The following is a 24,086-nucleotide window of genomic DNA, read 5'->3' on the forward strand; positions in this document are numbered from 1 at the left end:
TTTTTACTTGCTGTTTCATGCCGCCGCTAGCCCTTTGCCGGCCGCAAGATAGAAGCTGGCCCTAGTTGCCCGACTATTTTTTTGACGACATTCCGCCTCTTTATTTATGGAAAACGAAACGCCTTACCAAGCCATCGAAAACGCCGACGTGCCGGTTGCGGCAGCCTTCGCCCCGCGCACCGACCTGGCCCAGCTCACGGCCCGCACCGAGGCCGTGCGCCAGCAAATCGGGCAGGTAATCGTAGGCCAGCAAGACTTGTTGGAGCTACTGCTCACGGCCCTGCTCGCCGATGGCCACGTGCTGCTGGAGGGCGTGCCCGGCGTGGCCAAAACTCTCACCGCCAAGCTACTGGCCCGCACCCTCGACGTGCCGTTCAGCCGCATCCAGTTCACGCCCGACCTGATGCCGGCCGACGTGCTGGGCACCAGCATTTTCCGGCCGGCACAGGGTGATTTTGAGTTTCGGCCCGGCCCCATCTTCGCCAGCGTGGTGCTGATTGATGAAATCAACCGCGCCCCGGCTAAGACGCAGTCGGCCCTCTTCGAGGTAATGGAGGAGCGCACCGTGACCCAGGACGGCACCGCGCACCGCATGACCACGCCCTTCGTGGTGCTAGCCACCCAAAACCCCGTGGAGCAGGAAGGCACCTACCGCCTACCCGAGGCCCAGCTCGACCGCTTCCTCTTCAAGCTCAACGTGGGCTACCCCACCCTAGCCGAAGAAATTCAGATTCTCCAAGGTCACCACAACGGCTTCGGCGGCACACCGCTGGAAAAAGTGCAGGCCGTGCTGACTGCTACCGACCTGGCTGCCCTGCGCCAGCAAGTGGGCCAGCAGCGCGTGGAGGCCAACGTACTCGAATACATTGCCAAAATCGTGGGCCAGACGCGCGCCCACAAGGCGCTGTACCTGGGCGCCTCGCCCCGCGCCAGCATCGCGCTGCTCAACGGCGCCAAGGCCCTGGCCGCGCTGCGCGGCCGCGACTTCGTGACGCCCGAGGATGTGCAGTTTCTGGCGGCGCCTGTGCTGCGCCACCGCATCATGCTCACGCCCGAGCGCGAGATGGAAGGCGGCACGCCCGATGAAGTAGTGAAGCAGATTGTGCAGAGCGTGGAAGTGCCACGGTAGGGTTTCCAATAACTTCTTCTCGTCGGTCATTGCAAGCCTGCGAAGCAATGACCGACGGATAAGTAATAACGCTGTTCCATGAGTTTCTTTCTCACTCCGCGCTTCTTCTACCTCTGCACGGCGCTCATCACGGGTTTCATCGTCAGCTTCTTCCTGCCGTGGCTGCTAGGGCCGATGCTGCTGCTGCTAGGGGTGGCGGTGCTGCTAACGCTGCTCGATGCACTGCTGCTCTACGCGCCGGTGGCGGGTGGGGCTAGCCCGGTATTTGGGCGGCGGGCGCTGGGTGAGAAGCTGGCCAACGGCTCGGACAACGACGTGCAGCTGTTCATCGAGAGCCGCTATCGGTTTGGTATTCAGGTGGAAGTGATTGACGAGATTCCGCACCAGTTTCAGCGGCGCGACGTGCTGTTTGAGGCCACCATTCAGCCGGGGCAGACGCAGGTTATCAAGTACCAGCTGCGGCCCACCAAGCGCGGCGAGTACGAGTTTGGGGCGCTGAACGTGTATGCGGCTTCGCCGTTGCGGCTGGTACGGCGGCGCTTCCGCTTCGGGCGCGCCGGGCAGGTGGTGCCGGTGTATCCGTCGTTTTTGCAAATGCGGCAGTACGAGCTGCTGGCCATCCACAACCGCCTCACGGAAGTGGGCGTGAAGCGCATCCGGCGGGTGGGCCAGAGCACGGAGTTTGAGCAAATCAGGCCCTACGCCAGCGGCGACGACCCGCGCACCATCAACTGGAAGGCTAGCGCCCGCCGCGCCACCGGCGGCGGGGCCGATACGCTGGTCGTCAATCATTTTCAGGATGAGCGCGCCCAGCAGGTGTACTGCCTCATCGACAAAGGCCGGGTGATGCGGATGCCCTTCGAGGGCCTGAGCCTGCTGGATTACGCCATCAATGCCACGCTGGTAATGAGTAACATCGCGCTACTCAAGCACGACAAAGCGGGGCTGATTACGTTCAGCAACAAGCCCGGCGCCGTGGTGCCCGCCGAGCGCAGGCCGGGCCATTTGCGTGCCATTCTGGAAGTCCTTTACCGCCAGAAAACCCAGTACCTCGAAACCGACTACGAGCTGCTCTACGCCACGGTGCGCGCCAAGATTAAGCAGCGCAGTCTGCTAATTTTGTTCACCAATTTCGAAACCTTGCAGGGAATGGAACGGCAATTGCCCTACCTGCGGGCGCTGAGCAAGGCGCACCTGCTGCTGGTCGTTTTCTTTGAAAACACCGAGCTGCGCACCTACCTCGATGCGCCGGCCGAAACGACGGCCTACGTGTATAACCAAACCATCGCCGAGAAATTTCAGCAGGAAAAACGCCAGATAGTGCTCGAATTGCAGCGCTACGGCATTCAAGCGCTCCTTACCCCACCGCAGCTGCTGACGGTGAATACGATTAATAAATACCTGGAATTCAAGGCCAGGGGACTGCTATGATAACGCAAGGTTTCGCTAGGTTAAAAGAGGTTTCGCTAGGTTTTTTTATACGCAAGCTTTGCGAGACCTTGCTTAATCTCGCGAAACCTTGCGCGCTGGCATTACTGCTGCCGCTAGCCGCCCAGGCCCAGCGCCCGCTACTGCCGGTGCCGGCCCAGGCCACCTGGCAGGCCGGCCACTACCGCTTTGCCACGGCCCCACTGCTAGCCCTGCGCCGGCAGGTGACTGGCCCGGCCACCTCGCAAGACGAGAGCTACCATCTGCGCGTCACGGCTACCGGGGCTAGCCTCGTGGCGGCCGGGCCGCTGGGCATTCAGCGGGGGCTAGCCACGTTTCGGCAGGTCATCGAGCGCACGCCGCAGGGCTGGCGGGCGCAGTTTTGCGACATTCAGGACGCGCCGCGCTTTGCCTGGCGTGGGCTCATGATAGACCCGGCGCGGCACTTCCTGCCGGTGGCCGTTATCAAGCGCAACCTCGATGGCATGGCCGCTGTGAAGCTCAACGTGCTGCACTGGCACCTCTGCGACGACCAGGGCTGGCGCGTGGAAAGCAAGCTGTTTCCGCGCCTGCACCAGGTGGGCGGCGCCACCGGCTACTACACCCAGGCCGAAGTGCGCGAGGTGGTACGCTACGCCGCCCAGCGCGGCATCCGGGTGGTGCCCGAGTTTGATATGCCCGGCCACGCCGGCGCGCTGGTCACGGCCTACCCCCGGCTAGCCTCCAACGACTCGGTCAAGACCCTGCCCATCAAGTGGGGCGTGCTCAATATTGCCCTCGACCCCACCCGCGAGGGCACCTACACCATGCTCGACTCGGTGCTGACCGAGATGAGCGGGCTGTTTCCCGACAAGTACTTCCACATTGGCGGCGATGAGAACGACGGGCGGCAGTGGCGCCACAACCCACGCATCGTGGCCTTTATGCAGGCAAAGGGCTTTGTGAAGCCCGGCACCACCACGCCCGACAAGCACCAGCTCCAGAACTATTTCAACCGCCGCCTGCTCGCCATCGTGCAGAAGCTGGGCAAGACGATGATTGGCTGGGATGAGATACTCGGCCCCGACCTGCCCCAGCCCATCGCCATTGAAAGCTGGCGTGGCCCCAAGGGCGTGCTCGACGCCGTGCGCCAAGGCCACCCCGCCTTGCGGGCCCACGGCTACTACCTCGACCTGTACTTTTCGGCCGCCAGCCACTACGCCGCCGACCCGCTCCAGGGCATCCCCGACTCGCTGGCTAGCCGCGTGCTGGGCGGCGAGGCTGCCATGTGGAGCGAGTTTGCCGACAGCGTGCTCTACGACAGCCGGGTGTGGCCCCGCGCCGCCGCCGTGGCCGAGCGCCTCTGGAGCCCCGCCGCCCTCAGCCAGGATGTGCCCGATATGTACCGCCGCCTGGCCTTCGTGAGCGAAGGGCTGGAGGCGCTGGGCCTGCGCCACCGCCGCGCCCCGGCCGCCCTGCTGCGCCAGCTGGCTAGCCCCTACCCGGCCGCCCTGCCCGCCCTGCAAACCCTGGCTAGCCTCATCGAGCCGGTGAAAGAGTACAAGCGTCACTCCCAAGGCTTTAAGTACACCACCGAAACGCCGCTCACCCGCCTAGTTGATGCCGCCCCGGCCGAGTCGGACGTGGCCCGGCGCTTCGGCGCCACCGCCGACAGCCTGCTGGCCAGCCTCAGTATTGGGATGCCCACCTTCCCGGCCACACCGCCCAGCCTTACGCCGGCTGCCCGCCGCCAGCTGGCCAGCCTGCGCCGGCAGGCGGCCGAGTGGCAGCGCGCCACCGAGGTCCTGCCCCCATTATTCGTGACTAGCCCCGGCCTGACCGAATACGCCCCGCTGGCCGCCCAGCTCGGTATTGTGGCCAGCCTGCTCAGCCAGCGCCTCACGCAGCTCGAACAGGGCCAGCCTACGGTACCCGCCGCCCAGGCCACCGCCAAGCTTCAGCTCGATGCCGCCCAGCAGCCGGTCGGCCAGGCCGAGCTAGCCATTATTGGCGCGGTACGGCGGCTGGTCGGGCTACCATAATGCGGCTGCTTGTTAAGGCGTTATTTATCAGAACAGGCAGTGATAGCCAAGCGCTTTGCCTTATTGCGTTTGCGAAATAAAAACTACCCGCTGTCTGGTGCCGGCCTTTTACCTGCCGGGTAGCTGTGCTGCAGCCAGCAGCCTTAATTGGCCTACGCTTGCGTACAACAAGCAGCTTCGCAACGCTTTAATCATCCACAGGCATAGGCGCCCGCACTACGGAGCTGGCCCGCCCGATGGCAGTCTGTTTTTTTATGCTGCCGCCCGCCTACTTTCGCCAAGTACTGCCGAACCTGTCCTCGTACCTCTCCGCTCAGCAGGAGGGTTCGTTTTCCGCCATGGGCTACTGCCCCGTAGCGGTGGCTATACAACCTATTGGCAACTGACCTACGTAAGCAGCTTATGCAACCTGATTCGCCCCTGCCGCCCCAATCTACACCACCTGCCAAGCCCAGCATGCTGGAGGAAATGGCTGCCCTCACCGGCCTCTTTAACCCCGAGATAATCTGGAAAGAGGAAGAGCTGCTCGATGACATGGACGAGCAGGAGGCCCAACGGGCCGCCGCGCTGGCGAAACCCACCGAGCCGCCTACCGACCAATCCTAGCCCCCGGCGCGAACTTCTAACCGCGCGTTGCGCACCACTTAGCGTTTCGTAGCCGACGCGCTGGCGGTGACGAGCAAAGCGGTTGGCACCTAGTGCGGGCAAGTCGGCGCGGTCGTCGAGCACGGTCAGCTCAATTTTCAGGTTGGCAGCCAGCCGCGATGGCGCCAGGTGCACGCGCCCGTTGCCCACAATGGCAAGCTGGTCGCGGAAGCACCAATCGGGACTGACCCGGTCGTGTAGCTAGGCGAGGCTAGTCGCCGAGGAAGAAGGTAATTATAGGCAAAAAACCTGGCGCTTTAGTGGCAACAGGATTTCCAAGTTATTGCCGGAATTGCCGGAACTGACTTTCTGCCATTTGCCAGGTGATTTTCCTAAAACAGCACCGCTACCTGCATCCTTCCGGTGTGCACCACCCCTAGCCCGCTGGCCTTACGACCATCATACGCCACGTTGATGTTCAGGCCATTGGCTAGGCGTTGTTCGAGATTCAGGTTCCAAGTATAGTTGGTGCCGGGGCGCAGGGCCTGCAGGATTTCGAGGCCGACTACCGACGATACGTCGCCCTCGAAGGCTACCCTAGTGACGTGCGCGGCGGCCGTGAGCGTGCGCTTGCTAACCTGGCTCACGCGGGTTTCGAAGCCCAGGTCGTCGAAGCTGCCGCTGGCGTCGGTGTCGCGGGTGCTCAGGATATTCCTCTTGCTGGTGTGCAGCAGTGAGCCGGTGAGGCGCAGCGCCGGGCTAGGCTGGTAGCTGATTTCGGGCTGCGCGGTGTAGATGAGCAGCCGGAAATTGCGCGCGGTCGAGTACGTAGTCTGGGCTTCCCGGATGTCGCGGGCCGTGGTGAGGCGGCCTGTAAACGACTGCGCCAGGGTGCGGCGCAGCAGCAGGCTTTGGGTGGTAAGGTTGCGCAGGTCGAAACCTTGGGTGAGCAGGGTTTTCTGCTGGGTTTGCTGCACCGTGAGCTCGGCGCCGAAGATAGGATTGGCGCGGTTGAAATACAGCGTATTGCGCAGCAATTGATTAAAGGCCAACAGCTTATCATCGCCCTTGGCGAAGCTGAACGGGCTGAGGCGGGCCAGCAGGTCGTCGCTGGTGGTGCGCCGGTCTACCGTCACGCTGCTTACGCTGCTGAGGCGAGCCAGCACGGCGCGCCAGGTGCCGGCCTCGCGCCAGCCGCGCGGCGCATTCACGGTGAGGCGGTAGCTAAGGCGATTCTGGTAGGCGGTGAGGTAGTCGGCGGTGGGCAGGTACACCTTGATGTAGGTGCGGTACTGGGCATCAGGCGTTTGGGCTTCCAAAAACTCGTCCTTATCCTGCACGCCGTTGTGGTTGAGGTCGCCGGCGTAGTAGTGCGTGCCCTGGCCGGCGGGCACGGCCAGAAACGAGAAATCGCGCCGCAGCTCGCGGCCGGTTTGCACGCTGTAGCTCAGCTCGGAGCGAATTTGATTCTGGAGCAAGCCCAAGTTGTGGTCGATTTTGCCGAGCAGGTTGCGCTGGCGGGCGCTGTCGGGGCGGCTCACCAGGTTCACGTCGCGGTAGGTGGCGATGACGCGTAAATCGTGGGCGCGGCTAAAGCGCGTGACGAGGCTGCCCTGCACGGTCTGCGCCTGGTTGTGCAGGTCGAGGTTATTTTGGTCGGCGGTGGGCGTGCGGTCGCGCCGCAGCGCGTAGCTCAGGCTGTAGCGGGTGCGGCCGGTGTCGGGGCTTTGCAAGGACAGGGTGTGCTCGTCGAAGTAGTTGGCCGAGCGAATGGTGTCGCCGCGCGGCGAGATAACCCGGTTTTTATCAAAGCGATAGGTGTAGCCCGGAATGAGCCGCCCGCCGCCGTAGCGCACGCTGGCCTCGCCCCTGGCCCAGTCGGAGTGAAAGCGCCCGGCCTGCGAGTTGAGCAAAAACAATGAGCCGCGCACCTCCAGGCGGCCCACTTGCTGGGCCACATCTACCCACTGCTGTACGCCGCTGACCTCGCCGGGCCGGTAGCGGCGGCTCACGCGGTAGTTGATGGCGTGGTTGGCATCGCGGGTGAGGCCAACCGCGAAGTTGAAGATATTGTCCTCGCGGGGGTCAGTGGCGGTGGCGTTGGCGGTGCTGGTGGCGCTCCAGTTGCGGTCAAACTCGATGTCGCGGTAGCGGTCGATAGGTGCAAATTTGGGCGCCGTGTATTCGTAGTCGAGGGCCGAGCGCAGGCGGTAGCTGCGCAGGGCGGCGGGCGCCCAGGCGGGCAGGGCGCGGTCCTGCACGGTGTAGCCTAGCCGCATGGCTTGGCCTTTGTCTTCGGTACCCACCGCAAAGCGGTTGCGCTGCAATTGGGAGCTAGCCAGGTCCACGAACACGGCGGCGGTGGGGTCAAGCTGGTAGGTGGCGCCGGCCGTAGCCATCTGCTTGAGCAGCGGCGTGGGCAGGATGCGGATTGCCTTGTAGCGGCCCAGGTTGGTGCCCGCGTAGGTGTAGACGCGCCCATTGGCATTTACGCTAGTCGTGCTCAGATTATAATCGCCCTGCCCAGCGCCCACGTCGGTAAAGCGCACCGTATAAACACCACTCAGCGAATCTTTTGCGTACACAAACGCATACTCCCGCTGGCCTTTGGCGGGGTTGAGCAATGGCACCCGGTGGTACTGCACCAGCGTGCGGTTGAAGGCCGCCGAGTCGGCACCCGGCGCCTGCACGAGCGGCACGTTGCCGGCACGGCGCAAGAGCTGCTGGTCGGCAAACGAGAGGGTGAGGTTAGCGGCGTTGTCGGGGTTGTCCGACTCCTGGTAAAAATTGCCCCGCAGGTTCAGCTTGCCCAGCTGCTGGTAGTGGCTCACGGTGTAGAGCGAGCGGGCATAGTTGAGGTCGGAATACTCAAAATCGACCTTCAGGCGCGTGTTGCTGGTGATGAGGTGGCGGGGCGAAAACGTGATTTCCGCCAGGTTGTAGTCGATAACGTAGTCATAATCAAAGCCCCGCGTCTGCAGGCGGCCGTCGAGGTACACGCGCTCCGAGCCGGCCAGCACAATGATGTACTGCTCGCCATTGGGGCCGGTGAGGCGGTACGGCCCCTGCACGTTGTCGAGCGGCGTGAGGTCGATGCTGGCAAATTTGCCCTTGGCCACGCCGCCCGCCACGAGCGTCGAGGAACGAACCTGGCCGAGCTTGTCGAAGACAGTGACCGAGCCCGCGCCGCTGGGCACGGGCGGCGCGCCGGGCAGCGGCTGGCCGGGTGCCACGGCCGTGGTGGGCGGGGCTAGCGGCGCGCTGCCCGTGCCGGGCGGCGCGGCGCTGTTGTTGGTCACGCCGTTGGTGTAGGTGGTAAACGATGAAGGCGGCGCATTGCTGACGCTGTTGTTGGTAGCGCCGGCTTGCAGCGGCTGCGGGCCGGGCGCGCCCAGGTTGGCCTCCACGGCGGCGCCCTGGATATTTTTGTAGTAGCGCAGAAAGTAATCGGGCTTGTTGCGCAGCACCACGTCGCCGGCCGTCAGGTTCCACTGCGGGCCGGTGAGGGTAATGTAGATTTTATCGAACTGCTGGAGCGTCTGGGTGTTGCCTTCGGGCTGAAAGGGCACGTTCTGGTCAGAAATCGCCGCCGTGAGGCGGATTTTATCCGTCAGCTGGCCCTCCAGCTGCAGGTTCAGCGCCGAGTTTACGAATACGTTCTGGGTATTGCCAAAGGAAATACCGCGGCTTAGATTACCCGTTTTGTTGATGCCCGGCGTGTTGAGAATCTGTTCTTTCTGCGAAAAATCCTCGTAGCGCAACATGGGCCGGTCCCGAAAATCGAGGCTGTCCATGAGGCGGCGCGGGCGCCGGTAGCGAGCTAGCCCCAGCTGCACCGGCAGCACCCGGTAGCAGAGCAGCACCGAATCGGGCCGCGTGGTGCCGCTACTGTCGTGCGGGGCGGGCCGCACCCACTGGTAGCGGTCGAGGCGCGGGTCGTAGCGCACCGGCCGGCCATTGGCTGTGACGGAAGCCGGCACGATGGTAAGCGTATCGCTCAAGGCGAAGCGGGTAGTATCACGGCCCAGCGCCAGCCGCAGGTAGCGGCAGCGCTGGCTGCTGGGCGGGGCGGGCTCGGCGGTCACGCGGGTGGGTGGGCTAGCGGTCGCCGCCTTGGCCGGCAGCCCCGGCTGCTGCGCCCGCGCCTGCAGCGGCCTAAACCCTACTAGCGCCGCCAGCAGCAAGCCCGCAAAGGCAAAGCACAGGCGGTAGCGTTGGGTCATAGCGTAAAGTTCGGCAGCAGCGGAGGCACAACGCTACGCCGGGCCGGTTTGGTGCCTTCCCTGGCCCATAACAAAGGCGGGGGAAGAAGCACCGATTGGTAACTTCTTCCCCCGCCCTGGATTGGGGTCTAGGCAAAAAAGGAGCCTAGTGCCGCTGCACCATTACCGGCGCATCGGCCGGGGCCACGGGCTCATCGAGCTGCAAAAGCAGATGAAACTGCGTAGGAGTCAGCACCTTGCCCATAGCCGCATAGTAGCGGTAGTCAATATTCTCGAAGGCCGAAGAAGCTTCCTGACCCGAGGTAAAAAGCAGATGGCCAAGCATTTCGGCCGAGTCGAGGCGCTTTTCTACGGCAGCGCGCAGCTTAGCAGCTTGGCGAGCGTTCAGGCGCAGGGCATCGGCCAGGTAGCTAGCCATGCGCTGGGCCCGCTGCGACACCGTCGGGGCTGCCGGCTCAGCAGTAGGCCCGGTTTGTGCAAGTGCCGGCCCACCGCTCAGCAGCAAGCCAAGCAGTAGTCCGACACTCGACAAACGAAAGAAAGTTGTCATAGCAGAAGAAAGAGTTGGATAAAAACCTGACCAAAGCTACTACCAGCCTCCCGACCTATGCAAGCCGCTTGGTAAATAGCTGCTTTTGGTAGCCGAACACTCGTTTTGACGAGGTGAACTACGCAGTTTGCTCGCTCAACTCACTTTAGCCTGCTAACGGCAGCTCGATGAAGAACGTTGTGCCGATGTCTACTTCGCTTTCAAACCAGATGCGCCCGCCCGCGCTCTCAATGCCGCGCCGGGCCACCGCTAGGCCAATACCCGAGCCGCCAGCCTTGGTAGTGAAATTGGGCCGGAATACATGGTCGCGTACCTCCTCGGCAATGCCCGCGCCGTTGTCGGCAATGGTAATGAGCACCTTATCAGCCCCGCTGGCTTGCAGGCTGATTTCCTGGCGCGGTGCGCGGCCGGGAGGCACGGCCTGCTTGGCATTGAGCAGCAGATTGTTAAAGGTGCGCACCAGCAGGCTTTCATCGGCAAAGACGGTGAAAGTGCCGTCGGCAGGCAAGTGCAGGTGCAAGGCGCCGTGTTCATCGCCGTCGTTTTGCCGAAACAGGTCGGCGCAGTGCCGCAGCACGGCCACCACATCGAGGCGCGCGGGGCGCATGGTAGGTAGGTTGGTAAACGTACTGAACGAGGTGGCGATGTCGGCCAGCACGTCAATCTGGGTGATGAGCGTTTCGGCAATGCGCCCAATCAGGGCCTCAGCATTGGGCCGATGCTCGGCAATAGCTTTTTGTAAGTACTGTAGGCTCAGCTTCATGGGCGTGAGCGGATTTTTAATTTCGTGGGCTACTTGGCGGGCCATCTCGCGCCAGGCCGCTTCTTTTTCCTGGGTGGCCAGCTCACGCTTGCTCGCTTCCAGCTTCCCGAGCATGCCGTTGTACTCGCTCACGAGCAGCCCGATTTCGTCGTCGTTGCTGCGGTAGTCGAGCACCTCGTTCTGGCCGGTGAGGGTGGTACGCTTCAGGCGCTGGGTCAAAAGCTTGAGCGGCGCCGTGAGCTGGCGCGTGGCCACCACGGCTAGCCCCAGAAACACCAGAAACATGAGCGTAAAAATGTTGACAATCGTGGTAAAAAGTTCGGTCAGCTTGTTGTCCAGCTCTTTCTGCGAGTCAAAAAACGGGATGCCCACGTAGCCCTGAATGGGGCCAGCCGGACCATCGGCACTGGCGGCCCGCACCGGTAGGTAGAGCGAGCTGAACGAGAGCGAGCCGGCCTGCTCGGTCAGCAGCGTGCGGCTGAGGCCGCGCTCGCGCAGGTCTACCACGGCCTGGGGGTTGAGCAGCGGCCCCAGCAAGCCCGCCTCGAAGATGAGCGGCTGCGAGCTTACCAGCAGCTGGCCGTGGGCGTCGTAGAGGTTAAGGTCGGTTTCGGTGAGGGCGGCTACGTTGCGGGCCAGCGCCGTGAGCACCGGCCGGGCGGTGCTGTCGGTGAGCTGGTCGCGGCGGCGCAGTAGGCTTTCGAGCGCAATGTGCCCCCGGCGCTCGTAGGTGCGGCGCAGGTCGCGGCGGTAGCCCGAGATAACCTGGCTAGCCGTGGCCACGCTCACCACCAGCAGCGGCACAATAATGCCCAGGTTGAGCAGCAGCTGAATGCGGGCGCTGAAATTGAGTTGTAGCCCCTGGTCGCCGCGCCGCGCCAGCAGGTAGGCACCGCCCGCCAGCAGCCACATCAACATATTGAGCAGCAGCTGAAAGGAAAAATTAGAAAACCAATCGGCCAGCGAGTACGTGCTCGTGGTGACCACCACCACGCGCCGGCCACTGGCATCGCGCATGGCCAGGTGGTGAAAATCACTTATTATCAACCCATTAGTAAAAAGGCGCTGGTCGTGCAGCAATTGACGCGGCAGGTCATTAGCGTAGTCAAAATCTCCCTCACTGTACACGAGCCGGCCCTGGGCGTAGCCGGCATAGCTGAGGTCGGTAGCCAGGCCCGGCTGGAAGAATTTCTGGTCTACTAACAACTCGGGAAGTACACTGTAGCTAGCCAGCTGCTTGAGGCTGAGCGTGAGCAGAATGGTACCGGCCGGCGCGGGCGGCCCGATGCCGCCCGGCGCGGGCTGCGTAATGGGTATCACCGCCACGTAGCGCCGCGAGCTAAAAGAGTTGTCTGACTTCAGTAGGTATACGCCAGCCTGGTCGGTGGTCGTGGCCGTGCGCGACAGCCGCAAACGGGTCTGGTCGAAAGTCAGCGTATCATCGGCCTCGCCGCCAATGGGCCGGCCGCTAGGGTCAAAGAGGTCAATGGATTCCTCATACTTGTCGAAATACGTGCGCAAGTACTGACGCTCGATGCGCCGCCGCAGGGCCTCGGTGCGCGCTGGCGTGCTCGTGAGCAAGCGCATAATAATAGGGTCGGTCGCCAACTGGCGCAATCGTTGCCCAAGCAAAAACTCTCCCTGCAAGTCATTATCGACCAGCAGATTACTGGCTAGCCGCTGCTTATCCAGCAGCAGCTGCCGCTCAAACTGCTCGTACAGCGCCACTGCCCCGACGGCCGATGCCAGGCTGAGCCATAGCAAGAGCAGCAGGTAGCGCGGGCCGCCCTGCGTGGCACGCTTTTCCAGCTTGCCGCTGCGCATCAGCAAGAGGCAGAGAACGGTCATGCCCGGTAGCAACAGGAGGCTTTCGTGCAGCAGTACGCCCTGGGCCAGCAGCAACAGGGCGATAAGCGTGCCCCCTACCAGCAGCGGCCGCCTAGGCAGGCGGCGCAGGTCGGGGGCCAGCAGTTCGGTCCAGAGGTAAAAGCCAGCGGCGAAAGCGGCCGTGTGCAGCAGCACCGCCAGCAACAGCACCAGCCGAAAACCGCTCACCTGCATGCTCTGCGTAATGTCGAGGCTAAGCTGGTTGTTGCTGAACGCACTACTGTAGTAGCTGTGCAGCGCGGCTACGGTGAGCAACAAGCCCAGTAGCGCGGGCACCCCCCAGCTGCCGGCCGGTGCGCGCTGCGCCCGCGCCGGCAGCTGGTAGTGCCGGCTCACCATTACCAAAAGCCCGGCCAGCAGTGCGGCGAGCAAGCCATTGAGCAGCAAGTCGCCCAGCGAAGGCGCCCAGCCCGACACGGCGTAGATGCGCGGGTCGAAGAGCGGAATTTCCAGCCACGCATACGGCAGGCCCAGGTAAAGCAAGGCTAGCCGCAGAGCCACCGGCGTACTGGCCAGCACGACGATGGCCAGGGCCACGTGTCCGCTTTGCCACCAGTAGTAAGCCAGCCCCAGCCAGCCCGCCGTGTAAAACCCAATGCCCAGCACTAGCAGCAGCAGCGGCAGAATGCGCCCCGTAAGGGCATTGCCCGGCAGCTGCACCACCGAAAACAGGTAGCGCCCCTGCGTATCGACTAGGGCGGCCACCAGGCCGTGCGTTTCACCGGGCTGCACGGGCGTGGCGCGCACCTGCACTTCCATACCTTGCAACAGGGTTGGCTCGGCCCCCTCGCGCAGATACCGGTTGCTGATGCCGTAGCGGCGGGCTAGCGGCACGTAGGCCAGCACTACTACGTGCCCCCGCCGGCGCCGCACGGTCAGAAACTCGCCCATTGCCGTCTGCGATAGGCGCTCCGAAACCGTGTCGGCCAGCTCGGTGGCCGTGGGCGCGGGTCCCGATGCCGACCACGCCACCAGCTGGCTGTCGATAGCCACGAAGGTGGGGTAAGCGCACTGCGTCAGCAGCTGCCGAAAGCTGGCAGCGGCCGGGGGCTGGCTGGCCAGGGCTACCTGATTGGCTTCGCGGCCGGCCGTAATGGCAGCTTGATTAACTAGTTTCTGGAGCCGCGCCGCGCTCGGATATAAAGGGTTAGTACCGGGCAACTGCCAGTAGGTATTGGCCAGCCAGCTCGCACCAAAGCTTAGCAGTGCCAGCAGCAACAAAGCCACTGGCCACTGCCGAGCCACTGAAAAACGAGAATTTAGCAAAACGGACAAAACAGCAAATTGCTCTATGAGGCCACGCGACAACGAGCACGCCGGCCAACTTTCTGCAAGCTAGGCTTGAAATAAGCCTTGACCAGTAGCCGAAAATACAAGAACCGTCGGCGCTGTGCGCTGCACAGTGCCGACGGTTCATTTCAACTAAGCCGCCTAGCCCTAGCGGTCGGTGGGGCGCTTGGGATGCGTGCGCCGGTACCAGAAGAAACCTACGGCCCCCATCAGGATATACGGCACAGTCATCATGTACACGATGCCCTTGTTGAGGCCAGCCACGTCGTAGTCGTCGCGCTCGGCGCGGGCGGCTTCGACCTGGCTTTTGCACATCACGCATTGGGCCTGGGCGGGCGCTAAGGCAGCCAGCGTCAACAGGACGAGCAGCAAACCTAAAAATAGCTTTTTCATAAATACAAAACGGTCAGTAAGTCAGAATGTTCAGCCTAGCCCGCCGGGTAATACGGCGCAATCATGAAATACACGATAACGCCCGTAATCGACACGTAGAGCCAGATGGGAAACGTCCAGCGCGCAATGCGCTTGTGCTTGGTATACTGCCCGGTGAGGGCAAAATACAGCGTAAATAACACCAGCGCCACCGTCACGGCCGCCAGGCTAATGTGCGACAGCAGCAGTAGAAAGTAGATGCCTCGCACCAGCCCCGTGCCGCCAAAGTGCGTGCTAGCCACCTGTGAGTGATAAGCCACGTAGGAAATCAAAAAAAGTCCTCCCAGGGCAAACGCGGTACCCATCGCGGCGCGGTGCGCCAGCACATTTTTCTGCCGAATAAAATAAAAGCCTACCAGCAGTGCCACTGCCGTGAGCGAATTCAACCCCGCATTTACCGCAGGCAGCGCGTGCAGGTACGCATCGGCCCCCTGAATGCGGAAGATATTCTTGTAATAGAACAGTACCGCCACCAGCAGCGGCACTACAACGCCCAGCGTGCCCAGGATAATCTTGTACTTGGTGTAGTCGCCCGGCTCCAGCACGGGCGGGTGCAGCTGCTCAGTGGCGGTCGTCATAGGTGTAGAGTAAAACGTTGATTTCGGTGATGAGCCGCTCGACCTCGTACTTATCGGTAGCGTCGTAGTAGCCGCGCACGTGCTGCGCATTGTCTACCAATAACAACCGGCCGGGCAGCAGGTTCCCCGGCTCGGTAGCCGGGCGGAAAGGAAAATGCTCGGGGCGCAAAGCCGTTTGGCCGAATTCGTACTGGGCTAGCCGACGCAACGTATCGACCGGCGCCGCCCCAAAAAACCACTTCCCGGTAATGGTGCCGTATTGCTCACTAAGTTTTTCGAGCTTCGCATCAGTAGCTACTTCGCTAGGCTCATTCGGTACCAAAGTCAGCAGTTTCACGCGGGGCTCGGGCCGAAAGCGCTCTTGCAGGCGGGCAAAGGCGCGAGTAGCAACCGCACCTACTTCATTGGGCGCGTAGAACTGCACTAAATATAGACCTTTGCCAAGCTCAGGGCTAGCCAGCGGCCGACCACCCACGGCCCGCACCTGAAATGGCCGGACCCGGTGAAAAACAGTATCGCGCTGCCACCCTCCCGCCGAGGTGCGGACGGAGTCCGCCCGCTCGGGCAAGTAGGTTGGCAGCGCGTAATGATTGCGGCCGAAGCCATAAAGAAACAAGAACGCCAGCACCGGCACCAGCAGCAGCAGGCCCAGCAGAATCGTCTGGCGCGGTCGCATCCTCTACCCTAGCTGCTGAACATATGCGACAATACCTCGCCCACATACGAGCCTTCGGTAACGAGGGCCACTACCAGCCATACCAGTAGCGCCGAGGGCACCAGGATAGTCCAGATAAGGCTTTTAACTTCATGCTTGAGGTGCATGAACTCGCCGACGATGAAAAAGGCCTTCAAAATCGTCATCACGATGAAGATGGAGTTGCGGATAGTGCGTAAGCCCGGCGATGTCATGCTGAAAGCGATGGCAAACTCAGCCGCCGTGATGATAACCAGAATCCAGAAGGTTTTCCAAATCCAAGCAGTATTCGGCTTGGCGATTTCGCCGGTGAAGGCGCCGTGTTCGGGGGCAGCGTGAGAAGACATAGAATAGTTGCTGATTGTTGGTAGTTGAATGGTAAGTGGTTTAGCTAGCCAGTAAACAATCGACAATCAACGAATTAAACGAGATAGAAGAACGTGAAGACGAATACCCACACCAAGTCTACGAAGTGCCAGTAGAGACCGATTTTTTCAATCATCTCGTAGTGGCCGCGCTTTTCGAAGGTGCCATTGGTAGTGGCGATAAAGCACCACACCAGTAGGCAAACGCCCGAGAATACGTGGGTTCCGTGGAAGCCCGTGATGAAGAAAAACAGGTCACCGAACAGCGGCGGACCGTACTGATTCATCGCTAGGTTGGCGCCGTGGAAGATGGTACCATCAGCCATGCGCGTGCCTTCTTCGTGGCCGCCGATGAAGTGGCTCCACTCCCAGGCCTGGCTGCTGAGGAACATGGTGCCGAAGAGAATAGTCCAGAGCAGCCATTTCTGCACATCGGCCTTATCCATGCGGTGGCCGGCTTCTACGGCCAGTACCATCGTCACGGAGCTGAAGATGAGAATCATCGTCATCAACGCCACGAAGGCTAGCGGCAAGTCGGTGCCGTGCATGCCAGGGAAAGCGTTGAATACCTTCTCCGGAATGGGCCAATGCGCCGTGCTAAAGAAGAAGTCCTTGGCCTGGCCATTGAATACGCCGTGCTTGTGGCGGATGAGGCCATAGGCAGTCAGGAATGCGCCAAAGGTGAAAGCATCCGAGAGCAGGAAAAACCACATCATCAGCTTGCCGTAGCTCGCCTTGAAGGGTTCGTTGCCGCCGTCCCAGGTGCCGGTGCGCGGGGCATCGGCGTAGGCGGCGGGGGCAGCGTGGGGCTGCAAAGTGGTAGATTGGGCCATAACGGACAACAGATGGACAGGCGGGCTTTACGCCAAAATCCCGTTTAGTGGTTCAAAAGTAGGAACAAATACAGGTACAGCCAAAGCCCACCAAGGAAGTGCCAGTAAAGCGTGGCATTGCCAATCGAGAGCATTGCCCGCGAATGTACCTGATACTTAAGGCTGCGCTTCAAAACCACGGCCACGAAAATGAGGCCCGTAATAAGGTGGAAAGCATGCACGCCCATCAATACGTACACGAAGGAGCCGGAAGGGTTGGCATCGGCCCCGCCGAAGAAGGTGTGGCCCGCCACGAGGTCGCCCCAGGCGTGCACCTGCCCAAACAGGAACACTACGCCAAGCACCATTGTGAGCAACAGGCTCAGGTTAGCCCGCTTAATTTCATCGTGCTTGGCCGAGTAATAGGCAAACTGCATCGTCGCACTGCTCAGGGCAATCACAATGGAGTTGAACAGCAGGCTCATGGGTAGGTCGAACTCGCGCCAGTTGCCTTCGTCGCGCCGCACGATGTAGCCGCTGGTAAAGGCGGCAAACATCATCACGATGCTGAAAATCAAGAGCACGAGCAGCACGCGCTTGGGGTGCCAGCCCAGGCCCAACTCCTTGTCGGCCAAAACGGCTTCGGAAGTATTCATATCGAAAAAGTTAGCAGGTTAGTATCGGTAGTCAGCTAGGGCCGTTGTCCGTTGGCAGCTTCGTAATTGACAACAACAAACTGCCCATTTATTACTCAAACTTTGTCTAAAAGCAGCGCGATTTGTACGATGGGCAAATAGAGAAACGAGGCAAACATGATACTGAGCGCCGCCTTGCGGTCCTGGGTGCGCATGAGCCGCACCGTGAGCAGCACGAAGAGCACGCCGCACACCAGCGCCACGCCCGCCGACACGCGCCCCGAGATGCCCAGCACCAACGGCAGCAGCGACACCGGGATGAGCAGCACGGTATAGGTCATTATCTGGAAAGCCGTGCGCAGGTCGCGCTCGCCGGGTGAGGGTAGCATCTTAAAGCCGGCCCGCTTGTAGTCGTCGTCGGCCACCCAGGCAATGGCCCAGAAGTGCGGAAACTGCCACATAAACTGAATACCAAACAGCACCCACGCCGCCTCGCCCAAATGACCCGTGGCCGCTACCCAGCCAATGAGCGGCGGCAGCCCGCCCGGAATGGCGCCCACCGCCACGCACACCGGCGAAACGGTCTTGAGGGGCGTGTAAATGAAGCCGTAGAGAATGAGCGAGAGCAACGACAAGGCCGCCGTCAGCGGGTTGAAGTAATAGGCTAGCAAGGCTAATCCTGCTACTGCCAGCAACACGCAGAATATCCAAGCTTCACCAGGTGAGATGCGACCGGTGGGCAAGGGCCGGTTCTCGGTGCGCTTCATCAGCTTGTCGAGGTCTTTCTCGAAAACCTGGTTGATGATGTTGGCTGCCCCGGTGACGAGCAGGCCCCCTAGCAGCACTAGTAGCGCCTTGCCCCAGTTCGGCGCGGCCAAGCCCAGCAGGTAACCCAGCGCGCTGGAAAATGCCACCGTGAAGGAAAGCCGGAACTTGAGCAGCTGAAAATAGGCGCGGGCCTTCGTCATTAACCTGGGAGAATTGCTGCCGCAAAGGTACGCCCGACCGGGGCTAGCGCGAGTATTATTGGGCTGCTTGCAGCATTGGGGTAGCCGGCAACGCTCCTAGCCGAGCCAACCGCCGCAAGGCTAGCAGCGTCAAAAACTGCGTGCCAAAAAGCAGCGTAGCCAGCGTGAGGTGTATGGGCTGCACAAAAGCCGGCAGCGCAAAATAGGCGAGCGTGATGCCGGCTACCATTTCCAGCCCCAGCACCACCCAGGTGGCCACCACGAGCCGCCGCAGCACCGGCACCGCCAGCTGCCACACCTGGTAGCCTACATACACGTTGGCCAGTACCACTAGGGCCGATAGGGTGCGGTGCGCCTCAAATACGCTACCCAGTTTGTCAACCCAGGTGTCGCGCTGCGCATAGCCCGCCGCCGAGGCAATCTGGTCAATCTGCTCCCGCACCTGCGTGCCGATAATAATCTGAGTAAAAGTGAGTGCCAGGGCTAGCCATAGTAGCCAGCGCAGGCCAGTAGCAGTGGCTATTTCTTCGTCGTCCTGGCCGCCCAGGGTTTCAAGTTCCAGTTGTTGGTTTAATTCGTTCTCCACTCTGGCCCAGCGTGCCCGGTGGGCGGCGTAAAGCAGCAGCGCCACAATGAGGAGCGCCAGGCCCATATGAATCGTTACCATCACGGGTAACAAATTGGTGGAGACAACCAGCGACCCTAGCCAGCCTTGGAAGCCAGTGAGCAGCCAGCTAGCCACCGCCAGCCAGAACACCGGCCGGTCGCGCCGCCAGTAGGGCCACGCCACCAGTGCCGTCACAAAAACGAAGATGCCGATAAGTGCCCCCAGGAGTCGATTGAGGTATTCAATCCAAGTTTTAGTGGCATTAAAATCGGTTTCGATGTACTGCGTGGGGTGCGCGAATATTTCCCCTGCTACCTGCCGGAAACCCAGGCTAGCCAGCGTGCGGGCCAGCTTTTGGTTCTTAGCTACGCGCTGCGCGGTATATACCTGCTTATAGTTGGCGGGCAGTTGGCTAGCCTCGGTAGGCGGCACCCATTGCCCGAAACACTTGGGCCAGTCGGGACAGCCCATGCCCGAGCCGGTAGCCCGCACGATGCCCCCAACCAAAATCAACAGGTAAATACTTGCTACGGTCAAAACGCTCCAAAAGCGGAAACGCCCTACAAATCCAACTTTTTGCATAACGCCCATTTTTTGAGTTAACACCTAAAGCCGAATACAAAATCCAGCAACTTCGGTAGAATTTGCGTTAGTAATCAGTAAAAAAAACGGGCCGCCGTGGTGCGGCGGCCCGTTCAGGCAAAGTGACTTTTAATAACTACTCGGCCAGTTCGCGCTCGTAAGGCAAGTTAGAAGAAGGCGTTTGTGAGTAGGGCACGTTTTGCGGAATGAAATCCGCTTCAGCGCCCGGCTTACTGTAGTCGTAGGGCCAGCGGTACACGGCCGGAATCTCACCGGGCCAGTTGCCGTGACCGGGCTCGATGGGCGTAGTCCATTCCAATGTGGTTGAATTCCAGGGGTTTTCCGTAGCGCGGCGACCGCGGAAAATGCTGTAGAAGAAATTGAAAATGAAGATAAACTGGGCGAAAAATGCTAGGATAGCAGCCACCGAAATAAACTTATTCAGGTCAGCAAACTGTGAGAAGGCGTCAAAACCAGTCCACGAGTAGTAGCGGCGGGGGAAGCCAGCGATACCTACGTAGTGCATCGGCATGAACACCAAGTAAACACCTAGAAAAGTCAGCCAAAAGTGAATATAGCCGAGCTTCTCATCCATCATGCGGCCGAACATCTTAGGGAACCAGTGGTACACCCCGGCAAACAAACCAAAGAAGGCCGACGAACCCATTACCAAATGGAAGTGAGCTACTACAAAGTACGTATTGTGCATCTGAATATCGAGGGTAGCGTTACCCAGGATAATACCCGTCAGACCACCCGAGATGAACAGCGATACAAAGCCGATGGCAAAAAGCATGGCGGCCGTGAAGCGGATATTACCGCGCCACAGAGTAGCCAGCCAGTTGAATACCTTCACACCCGATGGCACCGCGATAATCAACGTTAGGAACATGAAGACCGAACCTAGGAAAGGGTTCATGCCCGTTACGAACATATGGTGAGCCCACACCACAAACGACAGCAGCGAAATACCAATCAGCGAGCCAATCATGGCGCGGTAACCAAAAATTGGCTTACGGGCATTAGTAGCCAAAATTTCTGACACCATGCCCATTGCGGGCATAATTACGATGTATACTTCAGGATGGCCCAGGAACCAGAACAAGTGTTGGAATAGTACGGGCGAGCCGCCCTGATTGTGCAAGGCTTGGCCGGCGATATAGATATCCGACAAGAAGAACGAAGTGCCGAACGAGCGGTCAAATACTAGAAGCAACGCTGCTGAGAACAATACTGGGAAAGATAGAATACCCAGAATAGCCGTGAGGAAGAACGCCCAAATAGTGAGCGGCAACTTGCTCATACTCATACCACGGGTTCGTAGGTTGATAACCGTCGTCACGTAGTTCACGCCTCCCAGTAACTGCGACACGATGAAGAACACCATGCTAACCAGCCACATCGTCATGCCAGTGCCCGAGCCGGGAATAGCTTGCGGCAGAGCGCTCAAGGGCGGGTAAATTGTCCAGCCAGCTGCGGCAGGGCCAGTTTCCAAGAACAACGAGGTGAACATGACAACACTCGACAGGAAAAAGAACCAGTACGAGAGCATATTCATAAAGCCCGACGCCATATCGCGGGCACCTACTTGCAGCGGAATCAGAAAGTTGGAGAACGTACCTGACAAGCCAGCTGTAAGCACGAAGAACACCATAATAGTGCCGTGCATTGTTACTAGGGCCAAGTAGAATTCGGGATTTAGTTTACCACCTTCAATCCACTTTCCCAGCAAGGGCTGAAGCCAATCGAGGGTAGCCTCGGGCCAGCCTAACTGTAAGCGGAACAGGCTGGACAGCACCCCACCAATGATAGCCCAAAACATCCCCGTAATGAGGAATTGCCGGGCAATCATTTTATGGTCTTGGCTGAAAACGTATTTCCACAGCCAATGCTGGTCATGGTGCTCGTGGTCGTGCAAGTGGTCGTCGTGCTCGGTGTGGGGCACCGGCGCGGTACCCACCCCACCCTGCGACTGCGCGGAAACCGGGAGATTAGTAGCCATAAGTCGGAATAAAACTTCTGAAAATTTAACTCTTACATCGAAGCCTGTGCAGCCAAAGGAGCAGGCGTTTCGCCAGCTTCTTCGATTGCGTCAGCTTTAGCACCCTGGCTGCCACCTTTGCCCAAACCCGTCTGCTGACTCATCTGCTTGTAAGAAGCCATAAGGTCAGCGTTTTTAGATACGGGGCTCTGAGCTGCGAACCATGCTACGTAATCATCCGGTTCGTCCACCACGATATTCAGCTTCATAGCGAAATGACCTTTGCCGCATATCTGATTGCAGGCCAATTCGTAGTTGAACTTAGGATTGCCTAGCTTAGCACGCATCTCGTCAGTCGTGGTGGTAGGCGTAAACCAGAAGCGGGTCGGCATCCCAGGTACTGCATACATCTGCACGCGAAAGTGGGGCATATATACGGCGTGCAATACGTCGCGTGAGCGAATCTTGATAAGCACTGGGTGCCCCTTTGGTACGTGAATTTCCGAGGCCGTAAAATCGTCCATCGAGGCTTTGTCACTCAGGTCAAAACCAAACTCGTTGGAAGCATCAATGAGGCGGTAGTTCACAACCCCCAACTTCATATCGCGGCCAGGGTAACGCACAAGCCAGTTGAACTGCTTGCCCATAACCTCAAGTACAATAGCGTCTTTAGGAGCGGGACCGGTGATACGCGTCCAAGCTTTCCAACCAGCGAAAATCAACGCGGCCATCACGATAGCCGGGATAATCGTCCAGATGACCTCAATCTTATTGTTATGCGAGAAGAAGTAAGCCCGACGGCCTTCTTTATGCTGATACTTATAAGAATAAATAAACAGCAGCGCTTGGGTGATAACGAAAGCAATACCGATAACGGTCATTGTCGTCCAAAACATGCGCTCCATAGCGTGGCCGTGAATGGAGGCAATAGGCGGGTTCATCTTGCTGAAATTATCAGCAAATGACCAAAAGAAAGCTGCTCCACCAAACACCATGAACACGAGCATCAATATCGCATTAACACGGTTGCTAGTGCCAATTTGCCGCACGTAGGAGCCAGAGAAAATAGCCGTTAGTATCTGGAGGCGGAACAGCAGGCCAAATACGACCAGCAGTAGCACCAGAACTAGCAGAATAGTTAAAGAAGTCATTGGATAGAAGGTAGAATTCTGAACTTAGAGCCTAGCGCTGGTAAGCAACCGCTTGCCTAGCCCTAAGTTCTAAAAATCTAAGCTCTTGAATTAGGTGGTGTGGTGAACGCTTTCTTCAACGAAGGGGTGATTGACCGGAACCAGTGAGGCCTCGGCCAAGCGACGAGTCACCAGAATCAGGAAGGCACCCAAGAAAATCAGCGCGATACCAATTTCAATTAGAAACCCGTTATCGCCCTTCATAGTGCCCGGCATTATCATTAAATAAAAGTCGGACCAGTGGCCAACGAGGATAGCGATGCAAACGATTTTCATAATAATCATTTGCCGCTTGGCATCGCGGGTCATCAGCGCCAGGAAGGGGAAGGCAAAGTTGACAACGAGGTTAGCGTAGAACATCCACGTATAGCGTCCTTCGAAGCCCCCTAACCGCTGGTTGAAATACACTGCCTCTTCAGGAAGGTTGGCATACCAAATCAGCATAAACTGTGCAAACCACACGTAAGTCCAGAAAATGCTAAAGCCAAACATCAGTTTACCCAGGTCGTGGAAGTGGTTAGCATTCATAAAACGCAGGTAGCCGGCTTGCTTCAGAAAGATGGCAATCAGCGTAGTAGCGGCAATGCCCGATACCCACCACGAGGCGAATACATACCAGCCGAACATAGTACTGAACCAATGTACATCGACCGACATAACCCAGTCCCAAGCCGACATCGAAGAGGTAACGGCGAAAAGAACCAAGAAGAGCGCCGCTGTAGTAATACTAGAGTGGAAGTAGCTCGTACCGCCATTTAGGTCTTCAGCTAGCGATAGCTGACGCAGACGCCAGGAGAACACGGCCCAGATAACCAAGTAGGAAATCATCCGCACGAGGTAGAAACCGAACGTGAGAAAGCCCGACTTGCCAGCAACAATCTTGTCGTAGTTGGCCGAGCCTTTGGTCATGATGCCATCATGCGTCCAGTGGAAGATATCGTGGCGGCCAATAACGAAGAGGACAACCAGCAATACACCACCAGGAATGAGCCAAGCGCTAAGGGCTTCGTTGATACGCTTTACTACAACTGACCAACCGGCGTAGGCCACGTATTGAATGGCCATAAACACCGTACCAACCACCGAAACCCCAATGAAAAACACGTTACTGTGCCAAAGGCTTACAATAATGCGTCGTACTAATACGGAGTGGCCTTCATGAGCGTCGGCATCGTGAGCGGCATGCACTTGGGTAGCCACCTCATGATGTTCGCCCCAGTGCATGAGGGCAGCTATAATGCCAATTATCAATATCAGTACCCCAGCACCGATAAGGGTCATAAATGTCCGCTGAGCCTTGGGACTATGTACTAGCTGCTCAACGGCGGCGGGTTCGTGATGATGAGTCAGAGTTGCCATAGGTCAG

The 24,086-nt window shown here is 59.6% G+C and carries 18 protein-coding genes; 4 read left to right on the forward strand and 14 right to left on the reverse strand.

From position 1 onward, the window contains the following. Positions 1–106: 106 nt before the first annotated feature. The 4 genes from GKZ68_RS13140 to GKZ68_RS13155 all read left to right on the forward strand — a co-directional run bounded on the left by GKZ68_RS13140 (position 107) and on the right by GKZ68_RS13155 (position 5,184). Positions 107–1,129, forward strand: a complete 1,023-nt coding sequence (locus GKZ68_RS13140; RefSeq protein WP_173115530.1) for a MoxR family ATPase — start codon at positions 107–109, stop codon at positions 1,127–1,129. 78 nt (positions 1,130–1,207) lie between these two features. Continuing rightward, entirely contained in the window at positions 1,208–2,560 is a 1,353-nt protein-coding gene (locus tag GKZ68_RS13145) for a DUF58 domain-containing protein (protein ID WP_173115532.1), read from the forward strand. Positions 2,561–2,628: 68 nt separating this feature from the next. Continuing rightward, complete coding sequence (locus GKZ68_RS13150; protein WP_173115534.1) at positions 2,629–4,578, forward strand: beta-N-acetylhexosaminidase; 1,950 nt, start codon at positions 2,629–2,631, stop codon at positions 4,576–4,578. A gap of 402 nt (positions 4,579–4,980) precedes the next feature. Beyond that, positions 4,981–5,184, forward strand: a complete 204-nt coding sequence (locus GKZ68_RS13155; protein ID WP_173115536.1) for a hypothetical protein — start codon at positions 4,981–4,983, stop codon at positions 5,182–5,184. A gap of 371 nt (positions 5,185–5,555) precedes the next feature. Here the strand turns inward: GKZ68_RS13155 and GKZ68_RS13160 are convergent, their stop codons facing one another. From GKZ68_RS13160 to GKZ68_RS13225, 14 genes are all read right to left on the reverse strand, one after another. Then, the gene (locus tag GKZ68_RS13160; RefSeq protein WP_173115538.1) at positions 5,556–9,386 is read right to left on the reverse strand and encodes a hypothetical protein; all 3,831 of its coding nucleotides are present in this window, start codon (positions 9,384–9,386) and stop codon (positions 5,556–5,558) included. Positions 9,387–9,531: 145 nt separating this feature from the next. After that, positions 9,532–9,936, reverse strand: coding sequence for a hypothetical protein (locus tag GKZ68_RS13165; protein WP_173115540.1), 405 nt, complete (start codon positions 9,934–9,936; stop codon positions 9,532–9,534). A 145-nt stretch (positions 9,937–10,081) separates the two neighbouring features. Continuing rightward, positions 10,082–13,861 carry a HAMP domain-containing sensor histidine kinase gene (locus tag GKZ68_RS13170; protein WP_173115542.1) on the reverse strand — a complete coding sequence of 1,260 codons (3,780 nt, stop codon included), beginning with the start codon at positions 13,859–13,861 and terminating at the stop codon, positions 10,082–10,084. Between the two features lie 162 nt (positions 13,862–14,023). Further along, positions 14,024–14,269, reverse strand: coding sequence for a hypothetical protein (locus tag GKZ68_RS13175; protein WP_173115544.1), 246 nt, complete (start codon positions 14,267–14,269; stop codon positions 14,024–14,026). A gap of 35 nt (positions 14,270–14,304) precedes the next feature. Then, a complete protein-coding gene (locus GKZ68_RS13180) occupies positions 14,305–14,886 on the reverse strand; it encodes a DUF420 domain-containing protein (RefSeq protein ID WP_173115546.1) in 582 nt (193 codons plus the stop codon). After that, on the reverse strand, positions 14,870–15,562 hold the full coding sequence (locus GKZ68_RS13185; protein WP_173115548.1) for a hypothetical protein: 693 nt from the start codon (positions 15,560–15,562) through the stop codon (positions 14,870–14,872). The genes GKZ68_RS13180 and GKZ68_RS13185 overlap by 17 nt, the downstream gene beginning before the upstream one ends. 8 nt (positions 15,563–15,570) lie before the next feature. Next, positions 15,571–15,927 (reverse strand): cytochrome C oxidase subunit IV family protein, encoded by a 357-nt coding sequence (locus GKZ68_RS13190; protein ID WP_173115550.1) that lies wholly within the window; start codon positions 15,925–15,927, stop codon positions 15,571–15,573. A gap of 74 nt (positions 15,928–16,001) precedes the next feature. Continuing rightward, positions 16,002–16,778, reverse strand: coding sequence for a cytochrome c oxidase subunit 3 (locus tag GKZ68_RS13195; protein WP_173115552.1), 777 nt, complete (start codon positions 16,776–16,778; stop codon positions 16,002–16,004). A gap of 44 nt (positions 16,779–16,822) precedes the next feature. Continuing rightward, on the reverse strand, positions 16,823–17,413 hold the full coding sequence (locus GKZ68_RS13200) for a cytochrome c oxidase subunit 3 (RefSeq protein ID WP_173115554.1): 591 nt from the start codon (positions 17,411–17,413) through the stop codon (positions 16,823–16,825). A gap of 95 nt (positions 17,414–17,508) precedes the next feature. Then, a complete protein-coding gene (gene cyoE, locus GKZ68_RS13205) occupies positions 17,509–18,360 on the reverse strand; it encodes a heme o synthase (RefSeq protein WP_173115556.1) in 852 nt (283 codons plus the stop codon). A 55-nt stretch (positions 18,361–18,415) separates the two neighbouring features. Further along, positions 18,416–19,504, reverse strand: a complete 1,089-nt coding sequence (locus GKZ68_RS13210; RefSeq protein ID WP_254243988.1) for a heme A synthase — start codon at positions 19,502–19,504, stop codon at positions 18,416–18,418. A 181-nt stretch (positions 19,505–19,685) separates the two neighbouring features. Then, positions 19,686–21,551 carry a cbb3-type cytochrome c oxidase subunit I gene (locus GKZ68_RS13215; RefSeq protein ID WP_173115560.1) on the reverse strand — a complete coding sequence of 622 codons (1,866 nt, stop codon included), beginning with the start codon at positions 21,549–21,551 and terminating at the stop codon, positions 19,686–19,688. Positions 21,552–21,583: 32 nt separating this feature from the next. Next, positions 21,584–22,681, reverse strand: a complete 1,098-nt coding sequence (locus GKZ68_RS13220; protein WP_173115562.1) for a cytochrome c oxidase subunit II — start codon at positions 22,679–22,681, stop codon at positions 21,584–21,586. A 90-nt stretch (positions 22,682–22,771) separates the two neighbouring features. Beyond that, the gene (locus GKZ68_RS13225) at positions 22,772–24,079 is read right to left on the reverse strand and encodes a quinol:cytochrome C oxidoreductase (protein WP_254243989.1); all 1,308 of its coding nucleotides are present in this window, start codon (positions 24,077–24,079) and stop codon (positions 22,772–22,774) included. Between the last annotated feature and the right edge of the window lie 7 nt (positions 24,080–24,086).

This window comes from Hymenobacter sp. BRD128 (assembly GCF_013256625.1).
Classification (GTDB): Bacteria; Bacteroidota; Bacteroidia; order Cytophagales; family Hymenobacteraceae; genus Hymenobacter.

Excerpts from the sequence above, each read along its gene's own strand:
- GKZ68_RS13140 (WP_173115530.1), top strand. The coding sequence starts at position 107 with ATGGAAAACGAAACGCCTTACCAAGCCATCGAAAACGCCGACGTGCCG.
- GKZ68_RS13145 (WP_173115532.1), top strand. The coding sequence starts at position 1,208 with ATGAGTTTCTTTCTCACTCCGCGCTTCTTCTACCTCTGCACGGCGCTC.
- GKZ68_RS13155 (WP_173115536.1), top strand. The coding sequence starts at position 4,981 with ATGCAACCTGATTCGCCCCTGCCGCCCCAATCTACACCACCTGCCAAG.
- GKZ68_RS13160 (WP_173115538.1), bottom strand. The coding sequence starts at position 9,386 with ATGACCCAACGCTACCGCCTGTGCTTTGCCTTTGCGGGCTTGCTGCTG.
- GKZ68_RS13165 (WP_173115540.1), bottom strand. The coding sequence starts at position 9,936 with ATGACAACTTTCTTTCGTTTGTCGAGTGTCGGACTACTGCTTGGCTTG.
- GKZ68_RS13175 (WP_173115544.1), bottom strand. The coding sequence starts at position 14,269 with ATGAAAAAGCTATTTTTAGGTTTGCTGCTCGTCCTGTTGACGCTGGCT.
- GKZ68_RS13180 (WP_173115546.1), bottom strand. The coding sequence starts at position 14,886 with ATGACGACCGCCACTGAGCAGCTGCACCCGCCCGTGCTGGAGCCGGGC.
- GKZ68_RS13185 (WP_173115548.1), bottom strand. The coding sequence starts at position 15,562 with ATGCGACCGCGCCAGACGATTCTGCTGGGCCTGCTGCTGCTGGTGCCG.
- GKZ68_RS13190 (WP_173115550.1), bottom strand. The coding sequence starts at position 15,927 with ATGTCTTCTCACGCTGCCCCCGAACACGGCGCCTTCACCGGCGAAATC.
- GKZ68_RS13195 (WP_173115552.1), bottom strand. The coding sequence starts at position 16,778 with ATGGCCCAATCTACCACTTTGCAGCCCCACGCTGCCCCCGCCGCCTAC.
- GKZ68_RS13200 (WP_173115554.1), bottom strand. The coding sequence starts at position 17,413 with ATGAATACTTCCGAAGCCGTTTTGGCCGACAAGGAGTTGGGCCTGGGC.
- cyoE (WP_173115556.1), bottom strand. The coding sequence starts at position 18,360 with ATGACGAAGGCCCGCGCCTATTTTCAGCTGCTCAAGTTCCGGCTTTCC.
- GKZ68_RS13215 (WP_173115560.1), bottom strand. The coding sequence starts at position 21,551 with ATGGCTACTAATCTCCCGGTTTCCGCGCAGTCGCAGGGTGGGGTGGGT.
- GKZ68_RS13220 (WP_173115562.1), bottom strand. The coding sequence starts at position 22,681 with ATGACTTCTTTAACTATTCTGCTAGTTCTGGTGCTACTGCTGGTCGTA.
- GKZ68_RS13225 (WP_254243989.1), bottom strand. The coding sequence starts at position 24,079 with ATGGCAACTCTGACTCATCATCACGAACCCGCCGCCGTTGAGCAGCTA.